This is a genomic window from Actinoplanes lobatus, from assembly GCF_014205215.1.
Lineage (GTDB): Bacteria > Actinomycetota > Actinomycetes > Mycobacteriales > Micromonosporaceae > Actinoplanes > Actinoplanes lobatus.
The window spans coordinates 8474066-8494544 of record NZ_JACHNC010000001.1 but is presented as its reverse complement, the minus strand read 5'-3'; the positions used below and the strand labels follow the sequence as shown (position 1 = coordinate 8494544).

At 72.7% G+C, this 20479-nt stretch carries 15 protein-coding genes; 7 read left to right on the top strand and 8 right to left on the bottom strand.

Features of this window, described 5'->3' with window-relative positions:
- Window positions 1-204 precede the first annotated feature (204 nt).
- Window positions 205-1086, bottom strand: coding sequence for a hypothetical protein (locus tag BJ964_RS38820; RefSeq protein WP_188125313.1), 882 nt, complete (start codon window positions 1084-1086; stop codon window positions 205-207).
- Between the two features lie 225 nt (window positions 1087-1311).
- Here BJ964_RS38820 and BJ964_RS38815 point away from each other — a divergent pair, with 225 nt between their 5' ends.
- Together BJ964_RS38815 and BJ964_RS38810 are read left to right on the top strand one after the other, a co-directional pair.
- A complete protein-coding gene (locus BJ964_RS38815; protein WP_188125312.1) occupies window positions 1312-2670 on the top strand; it encodes a HAMP domain-containing sensor histidine kinase in 1359 nt (452 codons plus the stop codon).
- 89 nt (window positions 2671-2759) lie between these two features.
- The gene (locus BJ964_RS38810; protein WP_188125311.1) at window positions 2760-4286 is read left to right on the top strand and encodes a ricin-type beta-trefoil lectin domain protein; all 1527 of its coding nucleotides are present in this window, start codon (window positions 2760-2762) and stop codon (window positions 4284-4286) included.
- Window positions 4287-4335: 49 nt separating this feature from the next.
- Here the strand turns inward: BJ964_RS38810 and lon are convergent, their stop codons facing one another.
- Both lon and BJ964_RS38800 read right to left on the bottom strand, forming a co-directional pair.
- Window positions 4336-6645, bottom strand: a complete 2310-nt coding sequence (gene lon / locus BJ964_RS38805; protein WP_268248037.1) for an endopeptidase La — start codon at window positions 6643-6645, stop codon at window positions 4336-4338.
- A gap of 82 nt (window positions 6646-6727) precedes the next feature.
- On the bottom strand, window positions 6728-7657 hold the full coding sequence (locus BJ964_RS38800; RefSeq protein WP_229807192.1) for a TAXI family TRAP transporter solute-binding subunit: 930 nt from the start codon (window positions 7655-7657) through the stop codon (window positions 6728-6730).
- A 121-nt stretch (window positions 7658-7778) separates the two neighbouring features.
- Between BJ964_RS38800 and BJ964_RS38795 the strand changes: the two genes are divergently transcribed.
- From BJ964_RS38795 to BJ964_RS38785, 3 genes are all read left to right on the top strand, one after another.
- Entirely contained in the window at window positions 7779-8420 is a 642-nt protein-coding gene (locus BJ964_RS38795) for a hypothetical protein (RefSeq protein ID WP_188125310.1), read from the top strand.
- Window positions 8421-8525: 105 nt separating this feature from the next.
- Window positions 8526-9476 carry a lysylphosphatidylglycerol synthase transmembrane domain-containing protein gene (locus tag BJ964_RS38790; protein ID WP_188125309.1) on the top strand — a complete coding sequence of 317 codons (951 nt, stop codon included), beginning with the start codon at window positions 8526-8528 and terminating at the stop codon, window positions 9474-9476.
- A 26-nt stretch (window positions 9477-9502) separates the two neighbouring features.
- Window positions 9503-9958 carry a hypothetical protein gene (locus BJ964_RS38785; protein ID WP_188125308.1) on the top strand — a complete coding sequence of 152 codons (456 nt, stop codon included), beginning with the start codon at window positions 9503-9505 and terminating at the stop codon, window positions 9956-9958.
- On the opposite strand, the gene BJ964_RS38780 is transcribed toward BJ964_RS38785, so the two are convergent.
- From BJ964_RS38780 to ppdK, 3 genes are all read right to left on the bottom strand, one after another.
- Complete coding sequence (locus tag BJ964_RS38780) at window positions 9941-12307, bottom strand: bifunctional acetate--CoA ligase family protein/GNAT family N-acetyltransferase (RefSeq protein WP_188125307.1); 2367 nt, start codon at window positions 12305-12307, stop codon at window positions 9941-9943. The two genes, BJ964_RS38785 and BJ964_RS38780, sit on opposite strands and share 18 nt — an antisense overlap.
- An 89-nt stretch (window positions 12308-12396) precedes the next feature.
- Complete coding sequence (locus tag BJ964_RS38775) at window positions 12397-12738, bottom strand: hypothetical protein (protein ID WP_188127590.1); 342 nt, start codon at window positions 12736-12738, stop codon at window positions 12397-12399.
- A gap of 9 nt (window positions 12739-12747) precedes the next feature.
- Window positions 12748-15414 (bottom strand): pyruvate, phosphate dikinase, encoded by a 2667-nt coding sequence (gene ppdK, locus BJ964_RS38770; protein WP_188125306.1) that lies wholly within the window; start codon window positions 15412-15414, stop codon window positions 12748-12750.
- Window positions 15415-15598: 184 nt separating this feature from the next.
- Between ppdK and BJ964_RS38765 the strand changes: the two genes are divergently transcribed.
- Window positions 15599-16309, top strand: coding sequence for a CBS domain-containing protein (locus BJ964_RS38765; RefSeq protein WP_229807193.1), 711 nt, complete (start codon window positions 15599-15601; stop codon window positions 16307-16309).
- Window positions 16310-16319: 10 nt separating this feature from the next.
- On the opposite strand, the gene BJ964_RS38760 is transcribed toward BJ964_RS38765, so the two are convergent.
- Entirely contained in the window at window positions 16320-17747 is a 1428-nt protein-coding gene (locus BJ964_RS38760; RefSeq protein ID WP_188125304.1) for a DUF4389 domain-containing protein, read from the bottom strand.
- A 124-nt stretch (window positions 17748-17871) separates the two neighbouring features.
- Here BJ964_RS38760 and BJ964_RS38755 point away from each other — a divergent pair, with 124 nt between their 5' ends.
- Window positions 17872-18897, top strand: a complete 1026-nt coding sequence (locus BJ964_RS38755) for an Acg family FMN-binding oxidoreductase (protein ID WP_188125303.1) — start codon at window positions 17872-17874, stop codon at window positions 18895-18897.
- Window positions 18898-18923: 26 nt separating this feature from the next.
- Here BJ964_RS38755 and BJ964_RS38750 read toward each other — a convergent pair whose 3' ends face one another.
- Window positions 18924-20384 carry a bifunctional aminoglycoside phosphotransferase/ATP-binding protein gene (locus BJ964_RS38750; protein ID WP_203832451.1) on the bottom strand — a complete coding sequence of 487 codons (1461 nt, stop codon included), beginning with the start codon at window positions 20382-20384 and terminating at the stop codon, window positions 18924-18926.
- Window positions 20385-20479 lie beyond the last annotated feature (95 nt).

Here is a 20479-nt window from a genome sequence, read left to right as displayed (position 1 = left end):
GAACCCGGCAGCATCCAGAACCAGACCGGTAACCACCCGCGCAGACCTCCTGACCCGGCACCGACAGCTCCGCAGCCTTGTCAGCCGTCATCACTATCTGGCGGACAGCGATCCGCCTCCGGCTTCCAAGGCGGTGACGATGCGTCACGTGGCGGGGTTGTCGATCGGAGGCACCCGATCCGGGGAGTCGGCTCGGGACCGGGCTCAGTCGAGCAGTGGCCCGCCCAGGTCTTCCACCCGTTCGGCGGTGGCCGCCCGGCGGACCCATTGTTCGAGCTGGTCGAGGTCGGTGCAGGCGGTGATTGTCGCCCGGGCCTTGTCGGGGACGTCCACACCGCGGGCCTCCAGGAAGGTGAGGATCGCCCGGGTCTCGCCCTCGGCTTTGCCCTCCGCCTTGCCTGCGGCGAATTGTCGTTGGGACCACTCGCTTTTGTAGGGGTAGTCGGTGGTGGGCATGTAGTCCTCCAGCAGCTTTCGGGTCGCGGCGGGCAGCACGGTGAGGATGAAGTCATGGTAGAGCGTGGCGGTGTCGGGTTCGATGCTGTCGAGGGCGCTGAACAGGGCGTTGAAGAGTGGGTGGGGGTCGGTGTGGGGGGCGTGGGCGAGGACGGAGAGGACGGTGAGTTCGGGTAGTCGGCGGGCGTTGTCGGGGGTGGTGATGACGGGTACCTGTTGGGGTCCGAAGGCCATGGGGGTGATGGTGGCGGGTGGGAGGCCGATGATGATGGGGTGTGCGGCCCAGTCGGCGACGGGTTGGTGTGGGCAGACGACGAGGAGGGCGACGGGGCAGCCGAGGCGGGCGTAGAGGGTGGCGACGTAGGCGGGCCAGCTGCGTTGTTTTCGGCCGTCGATGCGGCGTTGGACTTCGATGACGACGGCGAGGACGGTGGCGCCGGATCGGTTGAGGGTGACGACGGCGTCGGCGCGGTATTCGGTGGGGGCGACGTCGTTGAGTTCGGCGGAGGTGAGGATGGCTTCGTCGTAGTGCGGGAGGTGGTCGTGCAGGGGCCCGTCGAGGAGTTCGGCGGCGAGGGACGGCCGGTTGCGGAACATCTCGATGAGGACCTCGTGTGTCTGCGAGGGCATGGGGGTTAGCGTAGCGCTAGGTGCTCCATGATGGGTAGTCGCTCGACAGGGTGACGAATGCCATGGCTGTAGTGGCTGTCCTTCTGGTGGGGAGGGCGAGCGCCGTTTCGGGTGCAGGCCTGCGGTTTGCTGCGTGACCATTCGGTGACCACGGGCCCGTGCCGGCGGTCCGTGTGGTCGGCTACCGTTTGCGCGCTGGGTAAGGAGCAGATCGGGGGAGCGCCCGTGCGCAGGCGGCTGGTGGTCACCTACCTCCTGCTGCTCTGCATGGTGCTGCTCGCCCTGGCCATCCCGCTCGCCGTGACGGTCGCCAGCCGGGAGACGGACCGTGCGGTCGCCGACCGGCTCGCCGACGCCACCCGGTTCGCCTCGCTGGCCGCGCCCGCGGTGCGCAGCGGGGAGCTGGACGCGCTCACCGACGAGTTGCGCCGCTACCAGGAGCTGTACGGGATCGGCACGATGCTGGTCGACCAGGATCAGCGGGTGCTCAGCGTCTTCGGGAGCCGGCCGGCCGACCCGGCGGGCGCGATCCGGGGCGCGCTGGCCGGGCACCAGGTCGGCAGCCCCGAGACGTTGTGGCCGTGGACGACCGAACCTCTGGTGGTCGCTGTTCCGGTCAGTGACGGCGGCGCCGTACTGGGCGTGGTGTTGACCGTCTCGCCCACCGACCGTAACCGGCGCGCCGTGCTGGTGGTCTGGCTGGTTCTGGCCATGGTCGGCGCGATCGCGGTGGCCGCCTGCCTGACCACCGCGCACCGGCTGGCCGGCTGGGTGCTGCGGCCGGTGACCCGCCTGGACGCGGCGGCCCACGAGATCGCCGCCGGGGACAGTGCGGCCCGCGTGCAGCCGGGCCTGGGCCCGCCCGAGCTGCGCCGGTTGTCGGCGAGCTTCAACGAGATGGCGGACGCGGTGGCCGAGGCGATGGAGCGGCAGCGGTCGTTCGTGGCGCACGCCAGCCACCAGCTGCGTAATCCGCTCACCGTGCTGCGGTTGCGGATCGAGGATCTGGGTGGCGGCCTCGACGACGAGGATCTGCGCGCCGATCACGAGATCGCCCTGGAGGAGACCGACCGGCTCGCCGACGTGCTGGACGGGCTGCTCGCCCTGGCCCGCGCCGAACGTGGTCAGCAGCGGGTCGAGGTGGTGGACGCGGTGGCGCTCACCCGTAACCGGGTGCAGGCGTGGCGGCCGCTCACCGAGCGCCGCGACATCGAGCTGGTCGCCGTCCTGCCGGAGGAGCGGCTGCCGGCGCGGATGGTCGCGACCGCGCTGGATCAGGCGCTGGACGCGCTGATCGACAACGCGCTGAAGTTCACGCCGGCCGGCGGGAAGGTCGAGGTCGAGGTCGCGGCCCGCGAGGGTGGGGCCGAGGTGACGGTCCGTGACACGGGTCCCGGCATGACCGAGGAGCAGCGACGGCGGGCCGCCGAACGGTTCTGGCGGGCCCCGGACGCGCAGAACGTCGACGGCGCCGGTCTGGGCCTGTCGATCGTGGCGGTGCTGGTCGAGGCGTCGGGTGGCCGGTTCACGCTGGCGCCGGCGGCGACCGGGGGCCTGGCCGCGACCATCTGGTTCACGTCTTAATTTCAAACCTTCTTGACAGTTATGAACGTCGATAGAAAGCTCCTTCCAGAGAGCGCTCTCCCCGTTCCCCGCGCTGAGAAGGACTCCCCATGAAACGTTCGCTCCTCCCGCTGATCGTGGCCCTGGCCACCGTCGCGGCGACGCCGGCCGCCAGTGTCGCCGCAGGTAAACCGGAGCCCACCGCCCCGGTCCGGCTCGACCTGGCGCCCGGCATGCTCGACGCGATGCGCCGCGACCTCAAGCTGACCGACACCCAGATCGCCGAGCGGCTGACCACCGAGGCAGCCGCGCCCGTCGTCGAACAACGCCTGCGGGAACGGCTGGGCGCGGACTTCGCCGGCGCCTGGATCCCGGCCGGTGGCAGCCGGCTCACCGTCGCCGTGACCGACCCGGCGGACGCCGCGGCCGTACGCGAGGAGGGCGCCGTCCCGAAGATCGTCACCCGCTCGGCGGCGGCTCTCGACGCGGCTCGCGCCGAACTCGACCGCAACAGCGCCGAGGCAGGTGACGAGATCCGGAGCTGGTACGTCGATCCGGCCACCAACAGCGTCGTCGTCACCGCCGCACCGGGCGCCGAGGCCGCGGCCAAGCGGTTCGCCCGAGCCAGCGGGGCCGGCACGGTCACCGTCCGGACGGCCGACGGCGCGCCCCGGCCGATGTTCGACATCCGCGGCGGCGACCAGTACGTGATCAACGGCAACACGCTCTGCTCGATCGGCTTCGCGGTGGCCGGCGGCTTCGTGACGGCTGGCCACTGCGGCGGCGCCGGCAGCCCGACGCTCGGCTTCAACAACCAGGCGCAGGGCACGTTCGCCGGATCGTCCTTCCCCGGCAACGACTACGCCTGGGTGCGGACCAACGCCAACTGGACGCCGCAACCGTGGGTCAACAACTACGCCGGTGGGAACGTGCTGGTCGCCGGCTCGCAGGAGGCGGCGATCGGCAGTTCGATCTGCCGGTCCGGGCGCACCACCGGCTGGCGCTGCGGCACCCTGCTCGGTAAGAACGAGACGATCAACTACCAGCAGGGCGCGGTGTCCGGCCTGAGCCGCAGCAACGCCTGCGCCCAGCCGGGCGACTCCGGCGGTTCGTGGATCTCCGGCAACCAGGCCCAGGGCGTCACCTCGGGCGGCACCGGCGACTGCACCACCGGCGGCACGATGTGGTTCCAGCCGGTCAACGAGATCCTTCAGGTGTACGGCCTGAGCCTCACCACCACCAGCGGCGGCGGCACCCGTACCGCGATCGTCAGCAACTGGAACAACAAGTGCCTGGACGTGCCCGGCGGCAACTATTCCGACGGCGTACAGGTGCAGATGTGGCCGTGCAACGGCCTCGACCCGCAGAAGTGGGAGGCGGTCAACGGCACGCTGCGCTCGGGCAACAACAAGTGCCTGGACGTGCCGTGGGGCTCCACCGCCAACGGCGTGATCATCCAGATCGCCAACTGCAGCGGCAACCCGGCCCAGCAGTGGGTGCTCAGCGCCGCCGGTGACCTGGTGAACCCGCAGGCCGACAAGTGCCTGGACATCAAGGACTGGAACGGTGACGACCGGGCTCAGCTCCAGCTCTGGGAGTGCGCCGGAACGCTCAACCAGAAGTGGCGCCGCGGCTGACCGCACGACCGGCCGATCCCGTCACGGGGACGGGATCGGCCGGCCCGGCTCAGGCCACCGCCACCGTGTCGGCGGAGACCGGCTCCAGGGCGGTGCGCAGGATCTCCCGCACGTCGGAGACGATGTGCACGGTCAGCGCCGCCCGCACGTCGGCCGGGACGTCGTCGAGGTCCGGCTCGTTGCGGGCGGGCAGGTAGACCTCGGTGAGGCCGGCCCGCTGGGCGGCGAGCAGCTTCTGCTTCACCCCGCCGATCGGCAGCACCCGGCCGGTCAGCGACACCTCGCCGGTCATCCCCACCTCCGCGCGCACGTTGCGGCCCAGCAGCAGCGACACCAGCGCTGTCGTCATGGTGACGCCCGCCGACGGCCCGTCCTTGGGCACCGCGCCGGCCGGTACGTGCAGGTGGATCGGGTGGTCCAGCTGTTCCGGCGAGATGCCCAGCTCGCCGGCGTGCGCCCGGACCCAGGAGAGGGCGATCTGCGCGGACTCCTTCATCACCTCGCCGAGCTGGCCGGTCACCGACAGCCCGCCGGTGTTGCCGGGCAGCAGCGACGCCTCGATGTAGAGCACGTCACCGCCCATCCCGGTCACCGCCAGGCCGGTGGCCACGCCGGGGACCGCAGTGCGCTCGCCCGACTCCGGCGTGAACCGGGGACGGCCGATCAGGTCCCTCAGGTCGCCGGCGTCGATGGTGGCCGGCAGTTCCCTCAAGGACACCTTGCGGAACGCCTTCGCGAGCAGGCGCTCGAACGACCGTACCCCTGCCTCCCGGGTGTAATCGGCGGCGATCTCGCGCAGCGCCGCCTCGGTGACGGTCACCTCATCGGCGGAGAGGGCGGCGCGTTCCAGCTGGCGGGGCACCAGATGGTCGCGGGCGATGGCCACCTTGTCGGTCGCGGTGTAGCCGTCGATGCCGATCAGCTCCATCCGGTCGAACAGCGCCTGCGGGATCGTCTCCAGCACGTTGGCGGTGGCGATGAACAGCACGTCCGACAGGTCCAGGTCGAGGTCCAGGTAGTGGTCGCGGAACGTGTGGTTCTGCGCCGGGTCGAGGACCTCCAGCAGGGCGGCGGCCGGGTCGCCGCGGTAGTCGCTGCCGACCTTGTCGACCTCGTCGAGCAGCACGACCGGGTTCATCGAGCCGGCCTCCCGGATCGCCCGCACGATGCGGCCGGGCAGCGCGCCGACGTACGTGCGCCGGTGGCCGCGGATCTCCGCCTCGTCGCGGACCCCGCCCAGTGCGACCCGGACGAACTCGCGGCCCAGCGTGCGGGCCACCGACTCGCCCAGCGACGTCTTGCCGACCCCGGGCGGGCCGGCCAGCAGGATCACCGCGCCGGAGCCGCGGCCGCCGGCCGTCGCCAGGCCACGGGACTCGCGGCGGGCGCGGACGCCGAGGTATTCGACGATCCGGTCCTTGACCTCGTCCAGGCCGTGGTGGTCGGCGTCGAGGACGGCCCGGGCCGCGGTCAGGTCGGTGCTGTCGGTGGTGCGGACGTTCCACGGCAGGTCCAGCACCGTGTCGAGCCACGTCCGGATCCAGGAGGCCTCCGGGTTCTGGTCACCGGCGCGTTCCAGCTTGCCGGCCTCGGTCAGCGCGGCCTCGCGCACCGCCTCCGGCAGGTCCGCCGCCTCGATCCGGGCCCGGTAGTCGCCGCCGCCGTCCGGCTCGCCCTCGCCGAGTTCCTTACGGATCGCCTTGAGCTGCTCGCGCAGCAGGTACTCGCGGTTGCGCTTCTCGACGTTCTCCCGGACGTCCTTCTCGATCGTCTCGTTGACCTCGGACTCGGCCAGGAAGTCCTTCGTCCACTCGATCAGCAACCGCAGCCGGGCCTCGACGTCGGGCGTCTCGAGCAGCTCCCGCTTGCGGTCGTTGGACAGATACGGCGCCCAGCCGGCGGTGTCGGCCAGGTCGCCGGGGTCGTCGATGGCGCTCACCGAGTCGATCACCTGCCACGCCTCCCGGCGCTGCAACACCGAGACGACCAGTTTCTTGTACGCGTCCGCGAGCTCACGCACCTGCGGGCTCGGTGCGCCGGCCGGGACGGGATCGGCCTCCACCCACAGGGCCGCGCCGGGACCGGTCACGCCGCTGCCGATGCGGGCCCGGGTGCCGGTGCGCAGGACGGCGGCCGGGGAGCCGCCACGGAACCTGCCGACCTGCTCGACGGCGGCCACCACACCGTACGAGGCGTAGCGGTCCTCCAGGCGCGGGGCGATCAGCAGCTCGGAGCCGGACGAGGTGCGGGCCGCGTCGACGGCGGCCTGGGCGGCCTCGTCGAGGACGACCGGGACGACCATGCCCGGAAGCAGGACGACGTCGTCGAGGAACAGCACAGGAAGTCGCTTGCCGGTCACGTTTACCTCCGGGGAGTTGAGTACGTCGGACTCAACCTCGGCGGGTTCGGCGATCTTCCAGCGTTCACTGCGAGCGAACAGCTCAGGGTTTGACCGACCGGTAGTAGCGGGCCGCGCCCGGGTGCAGCGGGACCGGCAGGGTGGAGATCGCGGTCCGCGGGTCCAGCCGCTCGGCCGCCGGATGCGCCGACGCCAGCAGCTCACGCCGTTCCATCAGCAGCCGGGTCAGCTCGTACGCCAGGTCCTCCGGCATCGACTCCGAGGCGACCAGCAGGTTCGGCACCGCGATCGTGGCCACCGGTGGCACCGAATAGGCCGACGTCGGCACGTCGCGCACCACGTACACGTCGCTGTATCTGCGCCGCAGGTCGCCCGCCCACTTGGACAGGTCCACCACCCGGATGCCGACGTCGGCGCCGAGCTGCTTGATCCCGGTGACCGGCAGCCCGCCGGAGAAGAAGAACGCGTCGATCTCGCCGTCACGCAGGGCACGGATCGAGTCGTCCAGGCTCAGCTGCCGCCGGTACATCGCGTTCGACATGTTCGCCACCGACAGCAACCGGTCCACGGTCACGGTCGTGCCCGAGCCGCGGGCGCCCACCGACACCCGCTTGCCCTTGAGGCCCTCCAGGGTCGCGATCGGGCTGTCCGCGCGGACCACCAGGTGCAGCAGGTCGTCGTACACCCGGGCCAGAGCGACCACCGTCGGAGTCGGCGCCCCGCCGGTGACCAGGACATCCGCCTGGGTGAAGCCGATCTCGGCGGTGCCCTGCGACACCTTCTCGACGTTCTCCGCCGACGCCGCGGTGACCAGCACCTCCGCCTTGGTGCCGGGCAGCTCCCGGTCGATCACGCCGGCCAGGGCGGTGCCGATCGCGTGGTAGACGGCGGTCGGGCTGCCGGTGGCGATCCGCACCCGTCGCTCGTGCGTTGTGTCGCTGTCACAGGCAGTGACCATCAGGAGTGCGAGCAGCCCGGCGAGCGTCGCGCGACGGCTGCTTCGGAGGGTCACCCTGTTTCCCTATGTGGGACGGCCCGGTCCGCGCAAGTTTCCCTCAAGTCTTCGCCAGGGGAGTACCGGCCGAACGGGCGGATCGGCCACGGTGTCGGGTAACCGCGGGAGGGAGAAGCCGATGGACCGGACGACGACACGCACGGTCGTACTCGCACGTGCGCTGCCCGCCGCCTTCGAATCGGCCTGCCTCGTGGAATGCGTCGACACGGCCCGCCCGCAGCGGCCGTCGCCGCTGAGGCCGGTCCCGCGGTCCGGTGAGGCCCTGGCGGAGTTCGACCGCGCGGAGGCGGCCGACCGGCTCGCCTTCCTGCTCACCGACCTGGGATGCGCCGCTGCACGGGAGACCTGGTCGGGCGGGGGGCGCCGCCGATACCAGGTGCAGCGGGTGCTCGTACAGGAAACCCAGCGTCTGGCCACCAGCCGGATGCTCGAGACGGCCTGGCGACAAGGGCGCCAGGCCCTCCTCGACTCCACCTCGCTCGGCGCCTCGTCGCCCCGGCACGCCCAGCGGCTCGCGCTCGCGCAGGCCGCGTGGCGGGCCGCGCTGCTGGCCGCCGGCCAGCGCCGCCGACGGGACCTGATCTGGGTGACGGTCCGCGACCAGGAGATCGCCGCGGTGCTGGTCCGGGCGGCCCGCCTGCTCGGCGCCACCGCCATGGTCACCCGCCGCTCCGGCTGCGTCGTGGTCACCGTCTCCGCGGAGACCGCCGACCTGCTCCCGGCCACCCCGCCGCGCCTGGGCCTGCGCTCCGCCGTCTGAGGGCCGCACGCGCTTGACTTGATCGGCAATTGTCGAACCGTGTCAGACATGCCGCGACAGGTGGGGCCGAGACGCCGGATCGTTCGGCGCGGGGGTAAGGCCGTCATGGCCGGTGTCGTCGGGGTCGGTGCGGTCGAGTTGATGCGCCGGGAGTTTCCGCAGGTGTCGTCGCTGTCGACGGTGCTGCGGACGGTCAACCCCTGGTGGGCGCTGGTCGCGCTGGTGCTCGGGACCGCGTCGCAGTTCGCGTTCGCCTATCAGCAGCGGGTGCTGATGGTGGCGATGGGCGTGCCGCTTCGGCGCCGGGACGCGATCGCGCTCACCTACAGCAGCGGTGCGATCTGCATGGTGGCGCCCGCCGGTGGAGCCGTTGCGGCGGCCTACACGTTTCGGCACTATCAGCGCCGCGGCGCCGACCATGCCGTGGCACTGACCGTGACGTTGGTGTCGGGCGTCATCACGGTGCTCAGCCTGCTGATGTTGTTCGGCGCGGGGTCGGTCGTCTCGGCGGGGCTGTCCGCCGCGACATGGCGGCCGCTCGACGCCGGTGCGAGCCTGTCGGCGGTCGCCGTCGTGGGAGTGCTGGTCCTCGGAGTGCGGTTTCGGAGTGCTCTGGCCGTACGATCACGAAGGCTTGTGAATCGGTTTTCGCCCGTTGCCCGGCTTGTTCGGCAGGCTGACCGGGCGCTTCGGGCCAGCCGGGCCGTCGGTGGCCGGGACTGGGCGGCGGCGCTGGCCCTCGCGGCCGGCAAATGGGTGCTCGATCTGGCGTGTCTGCTCGCGGTCGTCGAGGCCTTCCGGGTCGACGTCGGATGGGTGCGGGTCGCCGCCGTCTACCTGACCATGCAGGTGGTGCGGCAGATTCCGGTGACGCCCGGCGGTATCGGTCTGATCGAGGCCAGTCTGCTCGCGGGGCTGACGACGGCGGGGGCCGACGCGGCGAGCGCTGTCGCGGTGGTTCTCGGGTATCGGCTGATCACGTTCTGGCTGGTGCTGCCGGTGGGGTTGGCGGCGCATCTGATGTTGCGGGAGGCTCCGGTCGTGAGGGCAGGATGATGGCCGGCAAACGCATCGAAAGCGTCGTGGGTCTGCACCGCGATCCCGCACCGGTCCGGCTGGACGGATCCCTGGACCGCGTGGACTACTCCGACCGGTTCACGCTCCGCACCGAGGTGACCGCCACCCCCGAACAGTGGGCCCGGGCCGTGTTCGGCGACGTCCCGAACCTCGGCCAGCTGTTCATCTGGCGCACCGTGCTCGGCCTGCGGCTCAGCTCCGGGCGATCGCCGGACACCGTGGCCGGCTGGCGGACCGGTGGCCGCGGCGCGGACTGGATCCGGCTCGAAGCCGCCTCCTGGTTCCTGAGCGCCAACCTGATCGTGCACACCGGCCCGGGCTGGGTGTCACTGACCACCCTGCTGCGCTACGACCGGGACCCGGCCCGTCACGTCTGGCCCACGCTCGCCAGGGTGCACCGCCTTCTCGTTCCGGGGGTGCTGCGCGACGCGCGACCCGCCCGCTCAGCCGGGCGGGCGTAGACGGCGCAGGAGCGGGTCCGGGGCGTCGGAGGGCGGGGCCAGCCGGAGGCGGGCGGCGCCCGGGCGTACCGCGTGCGGGCCGGCGGGCAGCGGGTCGAGTTCGAGTTCGGCGATCTCCGGGTGGTCCTCGGCCAGGCGGCTCACCCGCAGCAGCAGGTCCTCCAGGCCGGCGGTGTGCGCCGGCGGGAGGCCCCGCTCGCCGGCCAGAAGTGGGGCACAGCGCAGGGAGCGCCACATGCGGGCCGCGTCCAGGTCGGTCATCGGGACCAGGCGCAGGGCCCGGTCGTCGCTCGGATCGGTACGCGTGCCGCGCCGGGCCAGGGTCACCACGGAACCGAACAGCGGGTCGGCGCGCAGGCCGGCCGTCAGGTCGACCGTCTCGGTGTCACCGGCCGGCCGCAGAGGGATGCCGTAGGTGAACAGCAGCTCCGCGGTCACCCCGGGGGACTGCCAGCCGGGGCCGTCGGCCAGTGCCCGGTCGATGACGGCCCGCGCGCCGCGACGGTCGATGCCGGCCAGATCCGCGCGGCCGCCCAGCGGTCGCCGTCGCCACGCGGCGTAGGCGGCGGCGTGCGACAGGGCGCGGACCGCCTGCTCGGGCAACTCGAAGACGGGCACGCCGCGGGTGCCGAGACGGCGGGGCAGACCGGGAGCGCCGGTCAGGACGGCGGCGACGGTCAGGCCGGGGTGCCGGTCCACCACACAGCCGAGTTCGGTGAGGATCTCGGCGGGCCGGTTGGCGCGGGTTCCGGCGATCAGGAGCAGGAGCATGTCGGCGTCCGCGGCGGCGTGATCGGCGGCGGCCGCGAACCGGTCCGGGGCCACGGTGCCGCCCAGATCCACCGACGTCACCGGAGCCGGGAGGAACGCCTCGGCGAGCAGGTTGAGCCCGGCCGCGTTGCTCACGACGGCGAGCCGGTCGCCGGCGGGCAGCGGCTGGTCGGTGAGCATGCGGGCGGCGTCCAGCAACTCGCCCAGGGTGTCGGTGGCGATCACGCCGGCCTGCGCGAACAGGGCGTTCACCGTGTCCGGGGCGGCCGTACGGCCGGTGCGCAGCGCCAGTACCGGTTTGCGCCTGGCCAGGGCCCGGACGGTACGGGCGAACCGGCGCGGGTTGCCGAAGGACTCCAGGTGCAGGGCTACGGCGTGGGTGGCCGGGTCGTCGTACCAGTAGGCGATCAGGTCGTTGCCGCTGACGTCGGCCTTGTTGCCGAGCGCCACGAGGGTGGACACGCCGATCCCGGCGCGTTGCGCGTGTTGCAGGATCGTGGTCGCGACCGCGCCGGACTGGACGGCCACGCCGAGGGTGCCGTGCGGTGGGGTGACCGGGGCCAGGCAGGCGGTCAGGCGTACGGCCGGGTCGGTGTTGAGGACGCCGAGGCAGTTCGGGCCGATCAGGCGGATGCCGTGCGAGCGGGCCAGCCGGACCAGGCCGGCCTCGCGTTGTGCGCCGTCCGGGCCGATCTCGGCGAAACCGGCGCTGAGCACGACCGCCCCGCGGGCGCCGGCCTTCGCGCCGTCGGCGAGCACGTCCGCGACCTGGTCGGCCGGGACCGCGACGACCAGCAGGTCGACCGGGGTGGGCAGGTCGTGCACGCTGCGGAAGGCGGGGACCGGGCCGATCGGGGCGCCGTGCCGGTTCACCGCGTACAGGCCGCCCGGGTAGTTGTGGTCGAGCAGTGCCCGTACCGTCTCCCGGCCGATGCCGCCGGGCCGGTGACCGGCGCCGACGACGGCGATCGAGGCGGGGTTGAGCAGGGCGCGCAGGGACGCCCGTTCGGCGGTGCGGTCGCGTTCGTCGACGGCGGCCCAGGCGCGGTCGTCGTCGGTGCACAGGGTGACGTCGACGACGCCGCGGTCGTAGCGGTGCGCGGACTGCGGGGTGAGCCCGCGGGCCACCCGCAGCATGCCGGTGTTGGCGGGCAGCACCTCGCCGACGAGCTCGGTGATGCCGTGCCGCCGGCAGCGGGCCGCCAGGTGCTCCAGCAGCAGCGTGCCGATGCCGCGGCCGTGGTGCCGGTCGTCGACGAACACCGCGAACTCGGCGCGCGGACGGTTGCCGAGCCGCTCCCCGGACGCGATCCCGACCAGGACGTCACCCTCGTACGCGGCGACGTTGACGTGGGCGCCGGACTCCGGCCGGCAGACCCGGTTCACCTCGGCGGTGAGGGTGGCGGCGCTGGGCCGGGCGAAGAACCGCAGGCGCAGGTTGTCCGGGGAGGCGTTGCCGTACAGGGCCGCGACGGCCGGCCGGTCCTCGTCGGTGACCGGCCGGATCGACACGATGCCGCCGTCGGCGGTCAGCGCGTCGGCGGAGTCGGCGGCGACCACGGTCGTCGGGGTGCGCATCGGTTCCTCCCTGGTCGGTTCGTGCCCCAGCCTCATCGGTGTCGATCCGTCCCGGCAGGGCGGAAGGTCCCGCCGGGACGGGCCGTGCGTCAGTGCTGAACCACCAGCCGACGGGCGCCCAGCAGCCGTGCCCACCACGGCCGTCCCGCCCGCAACGGCGGGGCGGTGCTGCGCCGCAGACTGACCCAGCCGCCGGGCCCCATGGTCACCGCGCCGATGGCGGGCCGGCGCCGTGCCGAGACGGCCACCGCGATGAGCGCTGCCGTGCCGAGCGCGGCGACGGCGATCGTGGTCACGTCCACTGCCGGTACGAAGACGGTGCCGTCCGGGCCGGTCGCGTAGGCGCCGATCTCGCGCTGCCCGTGCCGCACCGGCCGTGGTCCGCTCTTGTCGGCGGGGACGCTGGTGAGCGTCTCGGAGAGCCGGTTCATCGAAGGCTCCTAGCGGGCGTCGGAGACCGGGCCGGTGTCCACCGCGGCGCGGCCGGCCTCCAGGCGGGCCACCGGCACCCGGAACGGGGAGCAGGACACGTAGGTGAGCCCGGCGTCGTGGAAGAAGCGGATGGAGGCGGGATCGCCACCGTGTTCGCCGCAGACGCCGGTGGGCAGGCCGGGCCGGGCGGCGCGGCCTCGTTCGACGGCGGTGCGGACCAGTTCGCCGACGCCGAGGCGGTCCAGGGTCTCGAACGGCGAGGCGCCGAAGACACCCAGGTCCAGGTAGCGGCCGAAGAACGCCCCCTCCACGTCGTCACGCGAGAATCCCCAGGTCATCTGGGTGAGGTCGTTGGTGCCGAAGGAGAAGAAGTCGGCGCTCATCGCGATCTGGTGCGCGGTCAGGGCGGCCCGCGGGACCTCGATCATGGTGCCGATCGGGATCGGCGGGGCGCCGGGCACGTCCGACAGGACGCGGGTGGCCTCCGCGCGTACGATCTCGAGCTCCTGAACCGCGCCGACCAGCGGGACCATGATCTCCGGGCGCGGGTCGCCGCCCGCCGCGAGCCGCGCGGCGGCGGCTTCGGCGACCGCGCGGACCTGCATCGCGAAGAGACCGGGTACGACCAGACCGAGACGTACGCCGCGGAGCCCGAGCATCGGGTTCTGTTCGTGCATGCGGCGGACCGCGGCCAGCAGCCGGCCGTCGCCGCCCGGGTCCTCGCCGAGCGCCTCGGCCCGGGCCACCCGCGCGGTCAGCTCGTCGAGCGGCGGCAGGAACTCGTGCAGCGGCGGGTCGATGAGCCGTACGGTGACCGGCCGGCCGTCCATCGCCGCGAGCAGTTCCACGAAGTCGTCACGCTGCAGGGGCAGCAGAGCCGCGAGCGCCGCCTCGCGTTCCTCGGTGCCGGTGGCGAGGATCAGGCGTTCCACGAGTTCCCGCCGGTCGCCGAGGAACATGTGCTCAGTCCGGCACAGGCCGATGCCGGTCGCGCCGAACCGGTGCGCGCGGCGGGCGTCGGCGCCGGTGTCGGCGTTGGCGTGCACGCCCAGCCGGGCCACGTGGCCGGCGTGCGTCATCAGCCGCTGTACGGCCGCCAGCAACGGGTCGCCCAGCGGTGACAGCTCGCCCTCGAAGTAGCGGACCACGGGGGAGGGGTGCACCGGGACCGGGCCGGCGTAGACCCGGCCGGAAGTGCCGTCGATCGAGACGACGTCCCCGGCGTGCAGCACCCGGCCGGCCACGGTCAGGGTGCCGGCCGCCGCGTCGACCTCCAGCTCGTCGGCGCCGCACACGCAGGTCTTGCCCATGCCGCGGGCCACCACGGCGGCGTGCGACGTCTTTCCGCCACGGCCGGTCAGGATGCCCTGGGCGGCGATCATGCCGGGCAGGTCGTCCGGGTTGGTCTCCCGCCGGACCAGGATCACCGGGCCGGTGGCGGCGGCGGCCGCGGCCGAGTCGAAGACGATCGCGCCGACGGCGGCGCCGGGAGAGGCGGCCACACCGGTGGTCAGCGGCTCCGGGGCGGCCGCCGTGTCGAAGCTCGGGAACATCAGCTTGGCCAGCTGCTCGCCGGACACCCGCAGCAGCGCCTCGTCCAGGGTGATCAGACCCTCCTCGACGAGCTGGGCGGCGATCACGAAGGCGGCCGCCGGGGTGCGCTTGCCGACCCGGGTCTGCAGCATCCAGAGGGTGCCGTCCTCGATGGTGAACTCGATGTCGCACAGGTCGCGGTAGCGCTGCTCCAGCTTCTGCATGATCGACAGCAGCCGGGCGTGGCTCTTCGGGTCGATCTCGGCGAGTTCGGCCAGGCCCATGGTGTTGCGGATGCCGGCCACCACGTCCTCACCCTGGGCGTTGGGCAGGTAGTCGCCGTATGCGCCGCGCCGCCCGGTGGCCGGATCCCGGGTGAACGCCACCCCGCTGCCGGAGTTCGGGCCGCGGTTGCCGAACACCATCGCCATCACGTTGACCGCGGTGCCCAGGTCCTGCGGGATGCGCTCCTGCCGGCGGTAGAGGACCGCCCGGTCGGCGTTCCACGAGTCGAAGACCGCGTTGATCGCCGAGAAGAGCTGCTCGTGCGGCGACTGCGGGAAGTCCCGGCCGGTGTGCGCCGCGAACACCTTCTTGTACGCGCCGACCAGGTCACGCAGAGCGTCGGCGCCGAGGTCGGCGTCGGTCGTGACATCGGCGGCGGCCCGTGCGGCGGCCAGCTCGCCCTCGAACTCCTCGCCCGGTACGCCGAAGACGGTCTTGCCGAACATCTGGATGAGCCGCCGGTACGAGTCCCACGCGAACCGCTCGTCCCCGCTGTGCTCGGCCAGCCCCAGCACGGTGGCGTCGTTGAGGCCGATGTCGAGGATCGTCTCCATCATCCCGGGCATCGAGAACTTGCCGCCCGAGCGGACCGACAGCAGCAGCGGGTCGGCCGGGTCGCCGAGACGCTTGCCCAGCCGGGCCTGAACCAGCCGCAGGTGCTCCTCCACCTCGTCTAACAGGCCGGCCGGCAGGGCGCCGGTACGCAGGAACTCCCGGCAGGCGCCGGTGGTGATGGTGAACCCGGGCGGCACCGGCAGGCCCATCCGGGTCATCTCCGCCAGATTGGCGCCCTTGCCGCCGAGCAGGTCCTTGAGATCCTTGTTCCCCTCGAAGAAGTCGTACACGTAGCGGGACATCTTCATACCCTCGCCCTCGTCTGATGGCGGGCCCTCCCGCCCTCACAGTCCGTAATATCGCCGATGCGGCCGAGCGGGCAGGGTCTTAGGTCCCTACCCCGCGGGTCGACGGGCGACCACTGTGAAGGGGAAGGATTCGTGACCCCGGGAGGCCATGATGCGGACATGGAATGTTGGTGACGTGATGACCCAGAAGGTCGTCTCGGTGGGGGAGGACACCTCGTACCGGCAGGTGGTCGACGTGCTGGTGGGCCACCGGTTCAGCGCCGTCCCGGTGGTCGACGAGGCCTACCGGGTGGTCGGGGTGGTCTCCGAGGCCGATCTCCTTCGAAAGATCGAGTACGCCGGTGCAGAGAAGCCGCGGATGTTCGAGAGCCGGCGGCGGCGCGGTGAGCGGGACAAGGCGCACGGGAGTACGGCCGCGGAGCTGATGAGCGCGCCGGCCGTCCTCGCGACGGCGAACATGACGGTGACGGCGGCCGCGCGGCTGATGAACACCGAAGCGGTCAAGCGGCTGCCGGTCGTCGACGACCTGGGCCGGCTGACCGGCATCGTCTCCCGTGGTGACCTGCTGAAAGTCCACCTGCGGCTGGACGACGAGATCCTCGCCGACATCGAGAAGGCGGTGCTGAAGCCGTTTCTGGCCGAGGACTCCCGTGCCGTCACGACTCAGGTCGTCAACGGTGTGGTGACGTTGACCGGAAAGGTCGAGCGCCGGTCGTCGGCGGAGATCGCGATCCGGCTGGCCCGACAGGTGGCCGGGGTGGTCGAGGTGTACTCGCGGCTGGACTACGACTTCGACGACCGCGAGTTCCGGGGGCCGCGTCAGCCGTTCGGGGCCGACTCCCCGGGGCCGAATCCCCCGTTCGGCCCCGAGTCGTCGGCCGGCCGCTGACCTGCCGGGATCATCGCCCGGCTGTGGCCAGCCCGGTGGGCCTCGGCCCGGCGGCCGGTGGACCCGGAGGCGGACCGCTGTGGCGGCGGCCCAGGCCGATGCCGCCCGCGACGATCAGCCCGACCGCGACGAGACCGGTCAGGAGGCCGGCGGCCAGCAGGGCCAAGCCGATGCCGGTCAGGTCGGGGACCTGCACCGCCGCGCGCACGTCCGCCGCAGTGCCGGGTGTGCCGCCGGCGTTCGCGATGACCACCGCGTACTCGCCGTCGGTCACCTCCCAGCGCAGCGTCAGCTCGCCGGTGCCGGCGGTCCGTGCCACCCAGAAGTCCTGCGTGCCGGGTGGGCCCACGGCCCGGACCGGGCCGTCCGCCCGGTCGTACCGGGCCCGGCGGTTGTCGAACCCGGTCAGCTGGTCGTGTCCGGTTCCGGCTAGCCAGGCGTCCACCGCCGACTGCGGCCCGATGCCGATGAACAGCGGCCGCCCGGACGGCGCCGACGCGGTTACCGTCAGACCGCCGAAGTCGGTGGTCTGACGGGCCCACACGCCGGTGTCGGTGATGACCAGGTGCTCCGCGGTGATCGCCGCGGTATCGCTGGCCAGCCGGACCTCCGGACTGCTGACGTACCCGGCACGGTCCTTGCCGGCGTCCAGGGCCAGCAGGGCGCCACCACCGAAGGCCAGTCCGGTCGCCGGGGCGAGCAGCAGGACACCCGCGATCAGGGCGATCACCGGTCCGGCGGCTGGTGCGGACCGGGGCGTCCGGACCTCCACCGGCGGCGTGGGCATCGGGTCGGGCTCGAAGCCGCCCTGGTCCAGCCGGAACGGTGGGTACCGCGGCGTGATCAGGGTCAGATAGCCGAGCACTCGCAGGTTCCACCGGGCCACACCGACCAGCAGGTCGTGCAGGCCGCCCGGGTACCGGCCGGTGAACAGCAGTGCCGCCACCACGACCAGCAGCAGCGCGCCGGTCACGCTCAGCGGGACGAACACCACGGTGCCGCCGGTGACGTCACCGCCGCGGACGACGCCCTGCACGGCGCCCAGGATGATCAGATGGGGTACGGCGAACAGCCACGCCGCCAGCGGCAGCCAGCGCGGCGGGTCCACCGCCTCGTCCAGCCGCAGCCGGGCCGGATGCTCCGGCACGTCGGCGAGCGTGAACGGTGGATAGGCGTCCGTGCCGAGCGCCTGATAGCCGTAGTAGCCGACCCGCCAGGTCCAGCGCAGCACGCCCACGTTGTAGGCGCGGATCGGCTCCGGATAGCGGCCGGTGATCAGAACGGCCAGGTAGGCCACCAGAGTGAGCACCACCAGTCCGGTCCACAGCACCAGCAGCGCCAGGTAGTGCGGAAGCAGCAGAAGCCACTTGACGAGCCAGAGCCAGCGGCTCGGGGATTCGTCACGGTGCGCTTCGATCCGCAGGGGATAGCGGTCCATGGCACCTCCCAGGTATTTCCTCCAGCAGAACGCCGGAGCCACCGGGTGGGCAGGGCCGTCCGGCCCTGCCCGAATGGCCTACCAGCGCCATAGCGTCGAACGAAGACCTCGGAAGGGGGCCGCGATGTCCACGTCGTTCGTGCCGCCGTCACGGCGGGTCCTCATCGACTGCGTGCGCTCGGCCGTCACCGCGCCGTCGCTGCACAACAGCCAGCCGTGGCTGTTCCGCATCGACGGGCCGGCGGTGGAGGTATACGCCGACCACGGGCGGCTGTTGCGGGTGGTCGATCCCGAGGGCCGGGAGCAGATGATCAGCGTCGGCGCGGCGGTCTTCACCCTGCGGGTGGCGGTCCGGCGCAGCGGATACCAGACCCGGGTCCAACTTCTGCCGTCCAGCGACGACCCGGCGCTGGTCGCCCGGGTGTCCGCGGCCCGGCCCGCGCGCCTCGACAAGGTTACCGAGGCCCTGGCCGCGGCGATCCCGCACCGGCACACCAACCGGGGGCCGTTCGCCCAGGTGCCGGTGCCGCGACAGGCGCTCAGCCGGCTGCGGGACGCCGCGGCCCAGGAGGGCGCGATCCTGCGGGTGGCCGAAGGTGAGAGCCGCGACGCCGTCCTGGAGATGGCCCGGACCGCCGACCGATGGCTGCGCGAACGCCCGGAATACGCCCGCGAGATGCGGCGATGGACCGGCGAGACGTACCACGACGGCGTGCCGACCTGGGCGGCCGGCCCGTGGGACGCCCTCGGCGTGATCCCGGTCCGCGACTTCAGCCGGCTTCCACGATTGTTGCGGCCCAGCGAGCCGTACGAGCCGCACCCGACGATCCTGGTGCTCGTCACCGAGGGCGACACCCGACTCGACTGGCTGCGCGCCGGGCAGGCGCTGCAACGGGTGCTGCTCACTGCGACCTGGCTCGGCCTGGCCGCCACCCCGATCAGCCAGCCGGTCGAGGTGCCGACGGTCCGGCGGATCCTCACCGGCACGCCCGCCCTTCCCGTGCAGATCGTGTTGCGCATCGGCTACGGCCGAACCACCGGGCGCACCCCGCGCCGGGCGGTCACCGAGGTGCTGATGCCGGACGGGCCGTCGGATCCTGCCACGTCCGGGCCGGAGGAGCCCAGCGTCGGAGTGGAGCGAACGCGATGACGACCCGGCATCGAGACGCGGATCGGTCACCGGCCGGCGGTCACCGCCGGCCGGTCGTCGTCGATGGCGGCTAGCGCCTCGACGACGTCCAGAGACCCCGGGTCGGTGGCGACGCGACATGCCTGCGGCCAGTCGTCGGCCTCGGTTGCCAGGAGGTCGGCGATCAGGGCGTCGGTGTCGCGGCGGGCGCCCGGGCGGGTCGGGACAGCCGGCGTCGCGACGGTGCACCGCAGCTCGGTCAGGGCGCTGTGGGTGCACGCCGCCAGTCGGCGGGCGGCCTCCCGGTGCCGGTTCCGGGCGAAGGACGCGTCCAGGACCACGGTCTGCCCCAGCTCGAGCAGGCGCCGGGCTCGCCAGCACAGTTCGGCGTAGGTGCGGTCGGTCCACTCGGTGGTGTAGACGCCCTGTCCGAAGCCGGCCGCCGCGCTCGTCAGCGGATCGAGGCCGGCCATCTCCCCGCGGATGCGGTCGCTGCTGAGAACGGTGGCGCCCAGCTGGTCGGCCAGCCCGCCGGCGACTGCGGTCCGGTCCGCCGTCCGCGGGCCGCCCACGACGATGAGCCGGACCGTCCCGGCCCGCAGGTGACGCAGGGTGAGGTCGGTGTAGGAGGCCACGTCGGCGGCCGCGTCCGGCTCGCCCCGCTCGTGCCGCAGGCAGGCGTCCTTCGCCCGGACGAACGCCCGGTACGCCAGATAGTGGTGGCGCAGCGGTTCCTGTGCCGGATCGCCGCTGAACTGGGCGTACCAGTCGAGGAACCGCCGGGCCAGGTCGGGCGTGCCGAGGTGTTCCAGGTCCATCGCCAGGAAGGCGGCGTCGTCGAGTCCGTCGAGGTAGCGCAGCCGGTCGTCGAACTCCAGGCAGTCCAGGATCCGGGGACCGTCGGCGAGCAGGAAGATGTCATCGGCGAGCAGGTCGCCGTGGCCGTCGACGATGCGCCCCTGGGCGATCCGGTCGGTGAACAACCGGTCGCGGCCGTTCAGGAACTCGTGGACCCGCCACTCCACCTCGGCCGCCGCGTCCCGGTCGAGCACCCCGCCGTGGAAGCGGCGCATCTGCTCGAAGGTGGCGTCCCAGCGGCCGCGCAGCCCGGCCCGGCCGCCCTCGGCGTCGATCGCCGGCCCGCGCCGGGCGGTGCCGTGGAAGACGGCCATCACCCGGGCCAGCCGGCGCACGTCGGCGTCGACCTGCGCGCCCTGCCGGACCAGCGTGGCCAGGCGCCGTTCGGCCGGCATCCGGCGCATCACCACCATGTGGTCACAGGGCAGCCCATCGGGGCCGAGGATGTCGGCGACCCCGATGTAGACGTCGGGGGCGAGCCGGCGGTTGAGTCGCACCTCCCGGTGGCAGAGCCGGAACCGGTCGGCGCGCCGCCGGTAGTCGAGGAAGCCCAGGTCGACAGGCTTCTTGAGCTTGTAGGCGCGGTCCCCGAAGAGGGTCAGGACCGCGGTGTGGGTCTGCACCATCTCCGCCTGGTCGAGCACCGTCATGACACACCGCCTTTCCGGTTCTCAGCCTCCACCATCACCGGTACGGCGGATGGTTCCCAGGGCACTTCGGGTTCCGGACCGGGACCAACAGCACT

Excerpts from the sequence above, each read along its gene's own strand:
- BJ964_RS38820 (WP_188125313.1), bottom strand. The coding sequence starts at position 1,086 with ATGCCCTCGCAGACACACGAGGTCCTCATCGAGATGTTCCGCAACCGG.
- BJ964_RS38810 (WP_188125311.1), top strand. The coding sequence starts at position 2,760 with ATGAAACGTTCGCTCCTCCCGCTGATCGTGGCCCTGGCCACCGTCGCG.
- BJ964_RS38795 (WP_188125310.1), top strand. The coding sequence starts at position 7,779 with ATGGACCGGACGACGACACGCACGGTCGTACTCGCACGTGCGCTGCCC.
- BJ964_RS38790 (WP_188125309.1), top strand. The coding sequence starts at position 8,526 with ATGGCCGGTGTCGTCGGGGTCGGTGCGGTCGAGTTGATGCGCCGGGAG.
- BJ964_RS38780 (WP_188125307.1), bottom strand. The coding sequence starts at position 12,307 with ATGCGCACCCCGACGACCGTGGTCGCCGCCGACTCCGCCGACGCGCTG.
- BJ964_RS38775 (WP_188127590.1), bottom strand. The coding sequence starts at position 12,738 with ATGAACCGGCTCTCCGAGACGCTCACCAGCGTCCCCGCCGACAAGAGC.
- ppdK (WP_188125306.1), bottom strand. The coding sequence starts at position 15,414 with ATGTCCCGCTACGTGTACGACTTCTTCGAGGGGAACAAGGATCTCAAG.
- BJ964_RS38765 (WP_229807193.1), top strand. The coding sequence starts at position 15,599 with ATGACCCAGAAGGTCGTCTCGGTGGGGGAGGACACCTCGTACCGGCAG.
- BJ964_RS38760 (WP_188125304.1), bottom strand. The coding sequence starts at position 17,747 with ATGGACCGCTATCCCCTGCGGATCGAAGCGCACCGTGACGAATCCCCG.
- BJ964_RS38755 (WP_188125303.1), top strand. The coding sequence starts at position 17,872 with ATGTCCACGTCGTTCGTGCCGCCGTCACGGCGGGTCCTCATCGACTGC.
- BJ964_RS38750 (WP_203832451.1), bottom strand. The coding sequence starts at position 20,384 with ATGACGGTGCTCGACCAGGCGGAGATGGTGCAGACCCACACCGCGGTC.